Origin of the sequence: Hymenobacter daecheongensis DSM 21074, from assembly GCF_900141805.1 — a bacterium.
GTDB lineage: Bacteria > Bacteroidota > Bacteroidia > Cytophagales > Hymenobacteraceae > Hymenobacter > Hymenobacter daecheongensis.
Genome location: NZ_FQYN01000004.1, coordinates 122993 through 136128 on the forward strand (window position 1 = coordinate 122993; position 13136 = coordinate 136128).

The 13136-nt window shown below is 63.9% G+C and carries 8 protein-coding genes; 1 reads left to right on the forward strand and 7 read right to left on the reverse strand.

Annotated elements, in window-relative coordinates; all coding sequences use genetic code 11:
* Nucleotides 1-11: 11 nt before the first annotated feature.
* Nucleotides 12-1400, forward strand: a complete 1389-nt coding sequence (locus BUB62_RS08720; protein ID WP_159437428.1) for a TolC family protein — start codon at nucleotides 12-14, stop codon at nucleotides 1398-1400.
* A gap of 208 nt (nucleotides 1401-1608) precedes the next feature.
* On the opposite strand, the gene BUB62_RS08725 is transcribed toward BUB62_RS08720, so the two are convergent.
* The 7 genes from BUB62_RS08725 to BUB62_RS08755 form a co-directional block, all read right to left on the reverse strand.
* On the reverse strand, nucleotides 1609-2865 hold the full coding sequence (locus tag BUB62_RS08725; RefSeq protein WP_073108847.1) for a zinc dependent phospholipase C family protein: 1257 nt from the start codon (nucleotides 2863-2865) through the stop codon (nucleotides 1609-1611).
* A gap of 223 nt (nucleotides 2866-3088) precedes the next feature.
* A complete protein-coding gene (locus tag BUB62_RS08730; protein ID WP_073108850.1) occupies nucleotides 3089-4384 on the reverse strand; it encodes a sugar MFS transporter in 1296 nt (431 codons plus the stop codon).
* 161 nt (nucleotides 4385-4545) lie between these two features.
* Nucleotides 4546-5961, reverse strand: coding sequence for a T9SS type A sorting domain-containing protein (locus tag BUB62_RS08735; protein ID WP_073108853.1), 1416 nt, complete (start codon nucleotides 5959-5961; stop codon nucleotides 4546-4548).
* 244 nt (nucleotides 5962-6205) lie between these two features.
* Nucleotides 6206-7081, reverse strand: coding sequence for a glycoside hydrolase family 16 protein (locus tag BUB62_RS08740; RefSeq protein WP_073108856.1), 876 nt, complete (start codon nucleotides 7079-7081; stop codon nucleotides 6206-6208).
* A 41-nt stretch (nucleotides 7082-7122) separates the two neighbouring features.
* Nucleotides 7123-8379, reverse strand: a complete 1257-nt coding sequence (locus BUB62_RS08745; RefSeq protein ID WP_073108859.1) for a PKD domain-containing protein — start codon at nucleotides 8377-8379, stop codon at nucleotides 7123-7125.
* A 41-nt stretch (nucleotides 8380-8420) separates the two neighbouring features.
* The gene (locus tag BUB62_RS08750) at nucleotides 8421-9926 is read right to left on the reverse strand and encodes a RagB/SusD family nutrient uptake outer membrane protein (RefSeq protein WP_073108862.1); all 1506 of its coding nucleotides are present in this window, start codon (nucleotides 9924-9926) and stop codon (nucleotides 8421-8423) included.
* Between the two features lie 53 nt (nucleotides 9927-9979).
* Complete coding sequence (locus tag BUB62_RS08755; protein ID WP_084538944.1) at nucleotides 9980-13132, reverse strand: SusC/RagA family TonB-linked outer membrane protein; 3153 nt, start codon at nucleotides 13130-13132, stop codon at nucleotides 9980-9982.
* Nucleotides 13133-13136: the final 4 nt, after the last annotated feature.

A 13136-nucleotide genomic window follows, 5' to 3' on the forward strand; every position in this document is an offset into this window, starting at 1 on the left:
TTAATTCCCGAATGCAGTTTTCAGCTTATCTCCTTCGTTTTTCGAGTGCCGCGCTGCTGGCCCTACCCCTACCAGCGTTGGCCCAGCAGCCCCAGGCCAAGCCCCAGCCAGCGCGGCCGGCCACGGTAACCCCGGCCGCGCCGCTCACGCTGGCCGAAGCTATCCGCATCGGGCTGGAAAACAACTACAATATCCGCCTGGCCCGCACCGATGAGCAGATTGCCGGCAACAACGTGACCCGCGGCAACGCCGGCCAGCTGCCCACCGTGAACGGCAACCTGACCCGCTCCTTCACCCTGAACAACGTGCGTCAGGAGTCGTCGGCGCGGCCCGAGCCCAGCACGGCCAGCGGGGCCCAATCCAACTTTCTGAATGCCAACGTGGCCGCCACCTGGACCATCTTCGACGGCCTGGGAATGTTCATTGCCTACGACCGGCTCCAGGCGCTCAGCGAGAGCCAGCGCCTGCTGACCCGCGCTACGCTGGAAGAAACCGTGGCCAGCATCACCGACGCCTACTTTGCCGTAGTGCGCGAGGCGGGCCGGATTCAGTCTATCGAGGAAGCCCTCAAGATCGGGCAGGCCCGCATCGACCTGACCCAGGCCCGCGTGGACGTGGGCGTGAGCGCCAAGGTGGAAGTGCTGACCGCCCGCGTAGACTACAACGCCGACCAGTCGGCCCTGATTCAGCAGCAGGAAGCCCTGACCACGGCCAAAATCAACCTCAACACCCTGCTCGGCCGCAGCCCCCGCCTCGACTTCCGCCCCGCCGACTCCATCGTGGTGGCCCGCGACCTGGACCAGGCCACCATCACCCAGGCCATCCTGCAGAACAACCCGCGCCTGCAGCAGGCCAAAGCCGCCACCGAAGTAGCTACTCTCGACCGCCGGCTGGTGCGGGCCTCGCGCCTGCCGCAGGTGGGCCTCACCTCGGGCTACGGCCTGAACCGCAACGTGAACGGCGCGGCCTTCTTCGGCACTCAGCTCGTGACCAACACCGGCCGCACCTACGGCCTGAACTACGGCGTGGTGGCCTCCGTGCCCATTTTCGACGGCTTCAACCGCCGCCGCCTGGAGCAAAACGCCCGCGTGGGCGAAGAGCAGAGCCAGCTTCAGCTCAGCCAGACCCAACTGCAGCTCGCAGCCGACGCCGAGCAGGCCTACGCCCGCTACCAGAACCGGCTGCGGCTGCTGGAGCTGGAAGAGGCCAACATCTTGCTGGCCCGCCAGAATGTGGCCATTGCCCTGGAGCGCTACCGCCTGGGCCTGCTCACGCCCCTGGTGCTGCGCGAGGCCCAACGCACCCAGCTCGATGCCGAAACCCGCCTGCTCGACATCCGCTTTCAGGCCAAGCAGGCCGAAACCGCGCTGCGCCGGCTGAGCGGCGGGCTGGTGCGGTAGCGGGCCTCACCCCCGGCCCCTCTCCTTGGGGAGAGGGGAGCCTGACGGCAGCGACAAAAAAAGCCCTTTGCTTTGCAGCAAAGGGCTTTTTTGTTCTGATACATTCATTGTCAGGGGTCAGGAATAGAAACGAAATCCGACGGCTTCACGGCATCTGCGCCATTAGGCTCCCCTCTCCCCAAGGAGAGGGGCCGGGGGTGAGGTCTGCCTACCGCACCGGCAGCGCCTTTAGCTCGGCCAGGGCCTGCTGGGTTTCCTTTATCGTGCTGGCTTCCTTCTCCTCCTCATCCAGCGGCTGCTTCGGAGCATCGCTGTAAAAGGCGAGTATATTCTGCTTTAAAGGGGCGCTGATGCCCTCAAACTTTGCTTTGGAGAGCTTGCGCAGCCACTCACCGTAGGTTCTATCGGCCAGCGGGTATTCACCGGCTTTCGTTTGGTGGCCCGTGTCGAAGTCCGTGTTGGCCAGGCGCGGGGTTGTGCCGGGCTTCACCTGTTCGAGCAGGGTGCAGTAGCTCGTGAGCACCTGCTTGAAGCTGGCCTTGAACAAGGCCTGCGCTTCGGGGGTGGGCAGCTTGAAGGCGAAGGGCTTGAGCAGCCCGATTTTGGGCAGCACCCGCACGGCCAGCGACAGGATGCGGGCCCCGAAGCCGGGCCGGTCGTAGCTGCTGCCGAACTCCTTGCGGTACTTGCGTGGGCTTTGGGCATACACAAACTCGCGCCGCCGCACCTGGGGGCTCAGCGCCCGGATTTCCTTGCGCTGGCTCTGCCATGCGGCGCGGGTGGCCGTCGGAATCAGCTGGCTCACGGCGAAGCGGTAGCTGCTGATGCTCAGGTCCACATTCACGATTACCTGGCCCAGCTTCAGGCCGTAGGTTTTCTCGAAGGCCCGCTCCAGCACCGGCTTGCTCACCTGAAAGCCAATGTAGCTGTGGTAGTCCTCGGTGCGGTAGCGGCCGGCCGCCACCTGCACCACATCGAAGGCAAACTCCAGTTGGGTGTGCTGCTTGGGGGCCTCATCGTAGGTAATGACCTTACCGAACTTAGCCGCCAGCTCCGGATACACCGAGGCCATAGCCTTGTTGGTGCCTTCAGGGTGCCCACTGATATCGGCGGCGTAGTGGCCCAGCGCCCCCAGGGCGAAAGCAAACTCGTTACGGTCCTGGGCTTCTTCCAGCAGATTGCGCACGAAGTCGCCGCTGCGTACGTAGTGAGTCAGGTTGGTGAAGAGCGTGGAGCCGAACGGGTAGAAGCCCATATCCTGGATGATAGCGCCGCCGTAGGCGTAGCTTTTGGCCTCGCGGAGCTGCTCGGGCGTAGCGCCGGGGTAGCGGCTTTGCAGCAGCGGCAGCAGGCACTTTTTCCAGGTCGAGTCAATATTGGCTTGATGCGTGAGCACCGAGTAGCCGGAAGAAGACAGCGGGAAGAGCAGCAGAGCCGCCACGCCGCACAGAAACCATTTGAGCATGTACTGATAGCGCCTGCGGGCGGGACTACGGTGTCGGGTGGCGAAGGCCGTTGATGTACGCCGAAAGCTGAACCGGAGTTGTAAGCGGCAGCACGACGGAGATGGCCCATAGCGCGAAAATCCGTTGCGCGACGAGCGAAGCGAGTGGGCGGAACCGCGCGGCCCCGGATACTCGCTTCGCTCGTCGCGCAACGGATTTGCGCGCTACGAGCAGGTTGAGCGTCTATGCCTGGCGGCGGCTGCCGCGCAGGCCATACCACACAATGTAGGCGTAGCACAGCATGGGCAGCACAAAGGCCAGCCGCAGCGCATGCACCCCGCCCCCACCGCTCTGGCTATCGGCAATGAGGCCGAACAGCGGCGGAATGATGGCCCCGCCCACAATGGCCGCCGACAGCAGCCCCGACGCATCTTCGGTATGCCGGCCCAGTCCGGCCACGGCCAGCGTGAAGATGACCGGGAACATAATCGAGTTCATCAGCCCCACGGCCAGCAGACTCCACATGGCCACCACGCCGGTGGTATTCACCGAAATCAGCACCAGCAGAATGGACACGAGAGCATTGAAAGCCAGTACCCGGCCGGGCTTGAAGTTGCGCAGTACCCCGATGCCCAGAAAGCGGCCCACCATGGCCCCGCCCCAGTAGAAGGCTACCTGCACGCCCGCGTCGCGGGCAGCCATGTTCATCACCTCCGACTGGCCCAGGTAGCTCACAATGTGGGAGCCGATGGCCACTTCAGCCCCAACGTAGCAGAAAATTCCTACCAGGCCCAGCAGCAGGTGGCGGTAGTGCCAGGCCTTGGTGGTGTCGCCGGCCGGGGCGGGCTCGTGGGCAATGTGAGGCAGCTTCAGAAAGCTCAGCACCAGGCTGATGAGGACCAGCACGACCCCGATTCCCAGGTACAGGTTCTGCACGGCCGTCACGTCGAGATTGGCGGTTTGGGCCGGGGTGAGCGTTTTCAGGTCGGGCAGGTGCGACAGAATAAGCCAGGAGCCCAGAATGGGCGCGATAAACGTAGCCAGCGAGTTGAATGCCTGGGTGAGGGTGAGGCGCGACGAAGCCGTTTCGGGCGGGCCCAGGATGGATACGTAGGGGTTGCCGGCCACCTGTAGCGTTACGATGCCGGTAGCCAGCACAAACAACGCCCCCAGAAACAGCTCGAACGTGCGACTTTCAGCGGCCGGATAAAACAGAAAGCAGCCCACAGCCGCAATCAGAAAGCCCAGCAGCATGCCTTTTTTGTAGCCCAGCCGCTTCACCACCTGCCCGGCCGGCACGCCCATCACGAAGTAGGCCCCGAAAAAGCAGAAGTTCACCAGGTTCACCTTGGCGTAGCTCAGCGTGAACAAGCCCTTTAGGTACGGAATCAGAATGTCGTTCAGACAGGTGATGAAGCCCATCATGAAGAACAGCACCGTGAGCGAGGCCAGCGCGGAGGTATAGGAAGGCGAAGCACCGGGGGCTTCGGCCGGGGCTGGGGCAGAGCCGCTACGGGGCTGGGAGGTTATGAGCGCCATAAGTTGAGGAAGATGAGGGCGGAAAGCCGATTTGTAAGTGCTATACTACGAAAAGAGGCCGGTTCGTTGGCCACTGGGGTCACGAAACCGGCCTCAAAACCCCGGCAGCCGCTGCATGATCGGCCGGCACGGGTACTATAAGAGCTTAGGCAGCGGGCTTTTTAGCGCACAATGCTCAGCGCCTGGCTCACGGCACGGCCGTTCAGCTCCAGCCGACAATGATACAGACCGGCCGCCAGCGCAGCGGTAGGCAGCGAAACCGTGTGGGTGCCGGCCTGCCGGAGCTGCTGCTCCAGCGGCACAGCCACGCGACGGCCCTGGGCATCGTACACGGCCAGCGTGACGGCGGCGGGCTTGCTCAGCGAGAAGCTCAGGCTGGTGTGGTTGGTGGCGGGGTTGGGCCAGCACGGAGCCAGCTCGGCCCCGGCCAGGCGGGCCGCCGTGGTGGCCGTGGTGTTCAGCAGCGTGGGGCCGTACCAGTCGTCGAGGTACACGCGGCGCTTGTCGAAAGTGTTGGGCGCGATAAGCAGCACCAGCTCATTCACCGAAGTCGAGGAAATGGTAGCGTCGGGGCGGCTGATGTTGTTGAACACCAGCGTTTCCCAGGCATTAACGGCCGAAGTAACGGCAATGTACTCGGAGTGGCGGCCCAGCGGGTAGTTGGTGGCGCCGGCACGGGTCGAGTCCTGCATCGTAATCTGAAACTGAATGCCGGCCGCCGGGCTGAACACCTTCATGGTCATCTGCTTGGCATTGGTCAGGTAGGCCGAAACATCGGCGGGGCGCTGCTTGGGGCGCGCCACCAGCACGTCGAACTGGGCGGTGCTACGGGTGTAGCGGCCCACGCGGGCGCTGTTGTTGGCCGCCGAAGGGGCATTGTTCACCGTATCGGAGTTGAAGCCGCCGCTGGTTTTGCTGCGCACGTAGTTCAGCTGCCGCACGTTTTCGAAGTTGTCATAGAGCTGATCTACCACCGGCGCGGCGGCTACCAGCTCGGGGCCCATCAGGTCGTCGAAGTGGTAGGTAGCGCCGCTGGCCGTGTTGGGCTCAATGAGCATTACCAGCTGGTCAGCATCGGTGGGCCGCACGGTGGGGTCGAAGGTGCCGCCGGCCCCGGCCGTATAGGTGAAGGTGAGCGTCTCCCAGGCGTTGGCTACGGTCGTTACGGCATCGAAGGTGCCGCCCAAGTTGCCGTTGGGGTAGCCCGTGGCCGATTTGGTTTTGTCCTGCACCACAATCTGCACGGCCCGGCCAGCGGCGGGGCTGTACATTTTCATGGTAATCTTCTTCGTGCCGTTCAGGTAAGGCGTGGCATCGGCCAGCCGCGGAGCCAGCGGATTAATTACGATGACATCGAACGGCTGCGAGGCGGCCCGCACGTATTTGCCCACGGTGGGGCTGCTGTTCACGGCATTGCTGGCCGGGTTGGCCTGGTTCTGCGTGAATACGCCACTCACGAAGGGGTACGAAACGCGCCGTACGGTTTCAAAGTTTTCGTAGAGCACCTGCGCTACGGCCGTCTGACCAAAGGCCGCCAGGGCCCCGAGCAGGATAAGCTTCCGGGTAAAGTTGTGCATACTAAAAAGGATTAAAAGGTGGGAACTGATGGGAAAGAAATGGGAGAAACGTCGGTTGCGGGAGCGAAAACCGGGCGTGTAACCGGGCCCGGCGGCCCGTTGCGCTCGGCGGGCGCGGCCGGGCAGCCACCCACACGGCAGCCCGGCCCGCACCCACCCCAGCGCGACTTTTCCGCGTTGGTGGCCCTCCCACCGGCCCGGCCTTTTCCCACTGCCGGGCCGGTGTCAGGGCCTGATTTTTCGGCTATTTGTAGTTGTAGAACTTCACCGACTCCACCTGCATCCGCTGCGGGAATACGGTGCTGGCGTCGGGGTCACCATCAAACTTGCCGCCCACGGCCACGTTCAGAATCACGTAGAACAGGTTGTTGAAGGGATAAGGCGACACGTCGCTGGGCGTGACGGTGAAGTACAGCTCGCCGTCCAGATAGAAGCGCATCTTGTCCTTGCTCCGGATCAGGGTGAAGGTGTGAAAGTCGTCGGAGAAGTCGCCGCTGGCCAGAGCTTTGGTGGTGGTTTTCTCGCGGTGGTCAGCCACCGAAGTGCCGAAGTGCAGGGTGCTGATGTTGACGTTGGGCTGGCTGCCGCGCAGCTCCATAATGTCGATTTCGCCGCAGGCCGGCCAGCTTACCACGCCGTCGTTCGAGCCCAGCATCCAGATGGCGGGCCAGATGCCTTTGCCCTTGGGCAGCTTGGCGCGCACATCGAGCCGGCCAAAGCCGAAGTCCTTCTTGCCCTTCGTAATGATGCGGGCCGAGGTGTAGTCGCGGTTGTTGTAGCGCTCCTTCTGGGCCTGAATGTTGAGCAGGCCGTTGCTGAGGAACAGGTTTTTGGCCGAGTTGGTGGTCGCCTGCAGCTCGTCGTTGAACCAGACATCCTTTATCTCATAGGTCCATTTGGTGTCGTCGAGCAGCGCGCCGTTGAACTCGTCGCTCCAGGCCAGGTCAGTGTAGGCGCTGTAGTCGCGGGCTTCCTCGTTGCCGGTCACGGGGGCCGACGGGGCCGGGGCGGGCGGCAGCACCTTTTCCGGGTCTTTGGTGCAGTTGAGCAAGCCCAGCGTCAGGGCCAGGCCCAGCACGGGCCTGAGCCGGAAGCGGGGAAATGACAGGAAATTTTTCATGCAGAAGAGGGGAAAACAGAGTAGAGAAAACAGCGGCGGGCTTACTTCACCCGCAGCTTCATGGTGTGCACCACGCCGCCCGTGGGTGGGCCCACGCGCAGCAGCATGGTCTGGTCATTGATTTCCAGAATGCGGTACTTGTTGTTGGCGTGGTCGGTGATGCCGATAAACGCGGGAGGCGTCAGCTCGATCTGGGCAATGCCCGCGCCCGAAGCGGCGGTGAAAGTGAAGGACGAAGTGCCCGACTGCGGTGCCTGGCACGAGCCCGGATTACCGGCCACGAAAGTCTGGCCCTTGGCATCGTAGGTGAAGACGTTGGCCGTGGTGAAGGTGTACTCGTCGTCGGCCTGGCAGGGCGGCAATGAGCCGAGGGCCCCGCCGGCGTAGTAGCCGGTTGGGTCGGCATCGCTGGGGCCTACCACGATGGTCGCGGCCTTGGTATTATCGAGCACCCAGGTGCGCGACGAGCCGCCGGTGAGCAACTGCTTGGCGCGGTCGAGCTGCGAGAGCTGGGGCATGTAGGTGGTAATGGTCTTGGTGCCATCGGGGTGGGTGCCCTGCAGGCGCAGCCGGGTGGGCGTGGCTTCCAGAATGTCATAGGTTTTGTTCACCACCGAGTCGGGCAGGCCAATGAAGCTGCCTTTGCCCTGGAGCACAATCTGGCCCAGCGCTCCGTTGGGCCGATAGATGAAGTCGGAGTTGGCGGTGCGGGCCGGGCCGCACGCGCCGTTGGCGTAGGTCCCGGGCCCCGCGTCGTAGCTGTAGCTAAAGGTGCTGGCGAAGGAAAACTGGTCATCGGCCTGGCAGGCCGGCAGCGGCGCGGCCGAAGCCGACAGCTCCGTGCCATTGGCCGCCAACCGCACGATGGCGCGGGGCTGAGTGGAGAGCGTCCAGGTGGTGGCGCCCGAGCCCGCGCAGGCCGTCAGCACGGCATAGGCGGCGTTGGGGCAGGCCGAGGGGATATTGATTTCCTTGGCGGCCGTGGTGCCCGTGCCGCCCGCACCGGCGGTGGTCAGGCGCACGGTCACGGCCCCAGCCACTTTGTAGGTGTGCGTCACTTTCTCGCCCCTGCCCAGCTCCGGCGAGTCGCCGAAGTTCCACTGGTAGAGAAAGGCGTTGGGCGTGGTGCTGGTGAAGGTGGCCACTATCGGAAACTGGCTGGTATTCAGCTCCACCGTGAAGTCGGACGTGGGCACCTCCCCGCTCAGCGTATTGAAATCGTCTTCTTTCTTACAGGAAGCAAACAGCAGCGGGCCCAGCAGGAGCAGCCCGGCGGCATTGCGCAAAAAAACCTTCATATCCTTGGTCGTTAAAAGCAGCGGAGAAATGAGCGGCGGCGTTAGTAGCCGGGGTTCTGCGTCAGGTTGGGGTTGGCGTCGCGCTCGGTCTGCGGAATGGGCAGCAGCAGGTTGAAGCTTTTCACGCCCTTGGCCTGCAGCGCGGGCAGCGTCAGCAGGTCGCCGGTGCGCTTCAGGTCAAACCACCGGTCGTCCTCGAAGGCCAGCTCGTAGCGCCGCTCCCGAATCACGGCCTGCTTGAAGTTGGGCGTATTGACCGTCAGGTCGCGGGTGGAAGGCGCATCGATGGGCAGCCCGAAGGCGCGGCGGCGCACTTTGTTGATGGCTTCGAGGCCGCCGTCCGGCCCCACCGTGGGGCCGGCCGCCTCGGCCAGAATCAGGTACACTTCGGCCAGGCGCAGCACCGGAAAGTTCAGGGGCGAGTCCCACACGCGGGTGTTGGTTTTGCCCACAAACCACTTCTTGCAGTTGTAGCCGAAGGGTGAGCCCTGCAGCGAAGCCGGCTGCGCGTCGGTGGCGGAGCCGGCCGGATACACGTCGCCGGGCTTCCAGATGGTCACGTCGCGGCGCTTGTCGCCGTTTTCGTAGCCCTGCACAAACTCCTGCTCGGGTACGTTGAAGCCGTAGCCGCCCTGGGGGGTTAGCTTCTGGCCGCGCGGGCCGAAAAACTCGTTGCCCACGAAGCCCAGCCCGTCGAAGATGTATTCGTTCTTACCATTTATATACTGCACCTCAAACAGCGACTCCTTGCCGTTTTCGTTGGCCAGCTTGAAGTTGTCGCCGTAGTCGGCCCACAGGCTTTTGCCGCTGCCCGCAATTACGGCGCGGGCCTGGGCGGCGGCTTCGGGCAGGTTGCCCTGGGTGAGATACACTTTGGCCAGCAGGCCCTTGGCAGCCCATTTGGTGGCCCGGCCCAGGTCGTCGCCGGAGTAGGCGTCGTCCAGCGCGTCGGCGGCGGCCTTCAGGTCCGTTATGATCTGGGCATATACCTGGTCGGCGGGCGTGCGCGGGGCCTGCGAGTCCTCGGTTTTGGTGGGAGGCGTGATGATGAGCGGCACGTCGCCGTAGGCCCGCACCAGGTCGAAGTAGTACTTGGCGCGCAGAAACTGCGCCTCGCCCAGGCAGCGCTTCCGAATGTCAGCCCGCATGTTTACGATGCCCGGCACGCGGGCCAGCACCAAGTTGGCGCGGCCAATGCCCACGTAGCAGCCATTCCACAGGCGCGTGGTCATGGGGTTGCTGGCCGGAATGTTGAAGAAGTCGAGCTGCTGCTCCTCAATGCCGTCGCCCCCGCCCCCGCCGCCGGTGGTCGAGTTGTCCGACATGATGTCGCCGATGCCCCACAGGGCGTAGTTGTACTGGCCGCCGCGGCTCAGCTCGGCATACGCGGCATTCACGGCCTGAATGGCGTCGGTTTCATTCTGGTAGAAGTTCTCATCCGTCACGGAGTTGGTAGGGCTCACGTCGAGGAAATCTTTGCCGCAGCCGCTGAGCAGCAGGCTCAGGGCCAGCAGAGTACCGGCGGCTTTGTGGGTAGTCGAGGGCATGGTGGGAAGAAAAAGCTGGGGTGGGAAAAAGCAGCGAAACGGGCGCAGCCGGCTTAGAAACCGATGTTCAGGCCCGCCAGAAACACGCGCGACTGTGGGTACACGCCCCGATCAACCCCACCGGGGCCTACTTCGGGGTCGAAGCCCATGTACTCGGTCAGGGTCAGCAGATTCTGGCTGCTCACATACAGGCGCAGGCTCTGGGCGGCCACGCGGCTAAGGATGGTTTTGGGAATGGTGTAGCCCACGGTGAGCAGCTTGATGCGCATGTAGGAGCCGTCTTCCACGAAGTAGCTGGAGATGCGCAGGTTCAGGTTCGGGTCGCCGGCAATGGCGCGGGGCACGTCGTTGCTGGTGCCGGGGCCGGTCCAGCGCTTCAGCACGCGGGTGCTGGAGTTGCCGTTGGTGGTCAGGCCGCCTTCGGTGTAGAAGCGGTTCAGGTTATACACGTCGTTGCCCTGCGAGCCCTGCAGAAACACGCTCAAATCGAAGCCGCGCCAGGCCACCGTATTGGTGATGCCGTAGTTGAAGCTCGGGTTGGGGTCGCCGATGAAGTCGCGGTCCAAGTCGTTGATGACGTTGTCGCCGTTCAGGTCCCGGAAGCGAATATCGCCGGGAGCCGCGCCGGGCTGGCTGGCGTGGCCGGCCACGTCTTCCGCAGTCTGAAACAGGCCATCGGCCACGTAGCCGTAGAACGAGCCGAAGGGCTGGCCCTGGTCGTAGCGCACAATGGCGTTGCCGTTGCGGTCGGCCAGCCCGTTGAAGGGCACGGCCACGCCGAGCTTGTCGATCTGGCTCTTGTAGGTGGAAAACACCAGCGAAGTCGTCCAGGTCGGGCCGTTGTTGGCCCCGGTCAGGTTGCGCGTGGTCACCGAGAGGTCCAGGCCGCGGTTATACGAGTCGATGGCGTTGGTATTCACCGGCTCGTAGGTGCCCGAGGTTTTGGCCGGCGGCACCAGGCTGATCAGGTTGGGCGAGCGGCGGTTATACAGGTCCAGCGTGGCTTCCACGCGGTTCTGCAGAATGCCCACATCAATGCCCACGTTGGTCTGCTCGTTGATTTCCCACTGCAGATCCGGGTTTTGCAGCTTGGTGGGCGCGGCCCCCGTCACGATGTTCTGGGTGCCCTGCGCGCTGGTGGGGCCAAATGGATAAGTGATGCCGGAGTTGATATTGGCCAGGTAGGCGAAGCGACCCGCGTTGAGCGGGTTGCCCACGCGGCCCCAGCCGGCTCGCACCTTCAGGTTGCTAATCAGGCTGATATCCTTGATGAAACTTTCCTCGCTCAGCCGCCAGCCCGCCGATACGCCGGGGAAGAAGCCGAACTTGCGGCCCGGCGCGAAAGCCGAACTGCCATCGTAGCGGGCGGTGGCAGCAAACAGGTATTTGCCCCCGAACTCGTAGTTGGCGCGGCCGAAGTAGCTGGCCAGCCGGTCGGGCGCACTCACGAAGCCGCCGTTGCCGAGCAGCGCATTGATGGGGCCGTTATCAATCTGCTGCAGCGTGTTGCTTGAATAACCGGCTCGGCCCGCGAAGATGGTGCTGTATGTAAACTGCTGCGCCGATTGCCCCACCAGCAGCGTGAGCTGGTGCTGCTCGCCGATGGTGCGGTCGTAGCTCAGCGTATTCTCAATCAGGTAGCTGGGGTTGTAGTTGTTGAAGGCCGTGGCGCTGGCCGTGCCCGGCGCATTGCGCGGCGAGTTGGGCCCCAGCGAGGGCGTGAAGGCGTTGCCATTGTCGAAAATCAGGTCGGCGCCCACGTTGGTGCGGAAGCGGAGGCCTTTGAGCGGCTCCAGCTCGGCAAAAAACGTGGTCAGGGCGCGGTTGCGGGTGAATTTGGAGTTGGTGATGAGCGCCTGCAGCACGGGGTTCGGCTCCACGTAGCCGTCGCCCAGACCGGGCTCATACCAAGTGCCGTCGAAGTTGTACACGGGCAGCGTGGCCGGAATCTGGAGCACGTTGCTGAGCACCCCAAACTCGCTGCCGCCGGTATCCACCTGCCGGTCGGTGAGGTGGGTGAGCGAGATGCTGTTGCCGATTTTCAGGATCTTGTTCAGCTGCACGTCGCCGTTGGCCCGCAGTGTAAACCGCTCGAAGGTCGAGCCGATGATGGTGCCGTCCTGCTTGAAATAGCCGCCCGACACGGCATAGCGGGCCTTATCGCTGCCGCCCGTGGCCGACAGATTGTAGCTCTGAATGGAGGCCTGCCGGAATACCTGATCCTGCCAGTTAGTGCCCTCGCCCAGGGCTTTGGGGTCGCGGAGCTGGGGCAGCAGCGCGTCGCCTTTGGCAATGCGGCTTTCGTTATTGATTACCGCGTATTCCTCAGCGTTCAGCAGACTCAGCTTGCGCCACACCCTCTGAATGCCCATGTACGCATCCAGATTGACCGTAGCCGTGCCCGCCTTGCCGCGCTTCGTGGTGATGATAACCACGCCGTTGGCAGCCCGCAGACCATAGATGGCCGTGGCCGAAGCATCCTTCAGCACATCAATGCTCTCGATGTCGCTGGGGTTGATGGCGTTCAGCTGGTTTTCCACGCCGTTGCCGTTAGCATCGCTCGAAGGCAGCGGGTAGCCGTCAATCACGTACAGCGGCGAGTTGTTGCCGGCCGAGGTGATGCCGCGCACCCGCACCGAGGTGCCGCCCGCACCGCCCGGCGCGCCCGAGTTCTGGGTCACCGTTACGCCCGCTGCCCGGCCTTGCAGGGCCTGCGTGGGGTCCGAAACCGGCTGCGAGGCAATGTCCTTGCCCGATACCGACGACACGGCCCCGGTCACGCTGGTGCGCTCCTGGGTGCCGTAGCCCACCACCACCACTTCGCTCAGCGCCTTGGCATCTTCCTGCAGCATCACGGTCAGGCTGCTGGTGGCGCCGGTCAGGGCTACCTCTTTGCGCACGTAGCCCACGTAGCTGAATACCAGCGTACTACCTTCGGGCACCGACAGCGAAAAGCCGCCATCCGCATTGGAAGAAGTACCAATGGTGGTGCCTTTCACGATGATGGTCACGCCGGGCAGGCCCTCGCCGTTGGCCTGGGTCACGCGCCCGGAAACGGGCACATCGGCTACTACACGGAGGCCAGCCACCGCCAGCGGCGGCACCGACCCGCCCGCCAGCGCCGGCGCGGCCAGCGCGGGCAGACTACAGGCGGCCAGCAGCCAGGCGTGCCGCAGCACGCCGCGCGAGTAATTAGTTGGGGTCATGGGT

Excerpts from the sequence above, each read along its gene's own strand:
- BUB62_RS08720 (WP_159437428.1), top strand. The coding sequence starts at position 12 with ATGCAGTTTTCAGCTTATCTCCTTCGTTTTTCGAGTGCCGCGCTGCTG.
- BUB62_RS08725 (WP_073108847.1), bottom strand. The coding sequence starts at position 2,865 with ATGCTCAAATGGTTTCTGTGCGGCGTGGCGGCTCTGCTGCTCTTCCCG.
- BUB62_RS08730 (WP_073108850.1), bottom strand. The coding sequence starts at position 4,384 with ATGGCGCTCATAACCTCCCAGCCCCGTAGCGGCTCTGCCCCAGCCCCG.
- BUB62_RS08735 (WP_073108853.1), bottom strand. The coding sequence starts at position 5,961 with ATGCACAACTTTACCCGGAAGCTTATCCTGCTCGGGGCCCTGGCGGCC.
- BUB62_RS08740 (WP_073108856.1), bottom strand. The coding sequence starts at position 7,081 with ATGAAAAATTTCCTGTCATTTCCCCGCTTCCGGCTCAGGCCCGTGCTG.
- BUB62_RS08745 (WP_073108859.1), bottom strand. The coding sequence starts at position 8,379 with ATGAAGGTTTTTTTGCGCAATGCCGCCGGGCTGCTCCTGCTGGGCCCG.
- BUB62_RS08750 (WP_073108862.1), bottom strand. The coding sequence starts at position 9,926 with ATGCCCTCGACTACCCACAAAGCCGCCGGTACTCTGCTGGCCCTGAGC.
- BUB62_RS08755 (WP_084538944.1), bottom strand. The coding sequence starts at position 13,132 with ATGACCCCAACTAATTACTCGCGCGGCGTGCTGCGGCACGCCTGGCTG.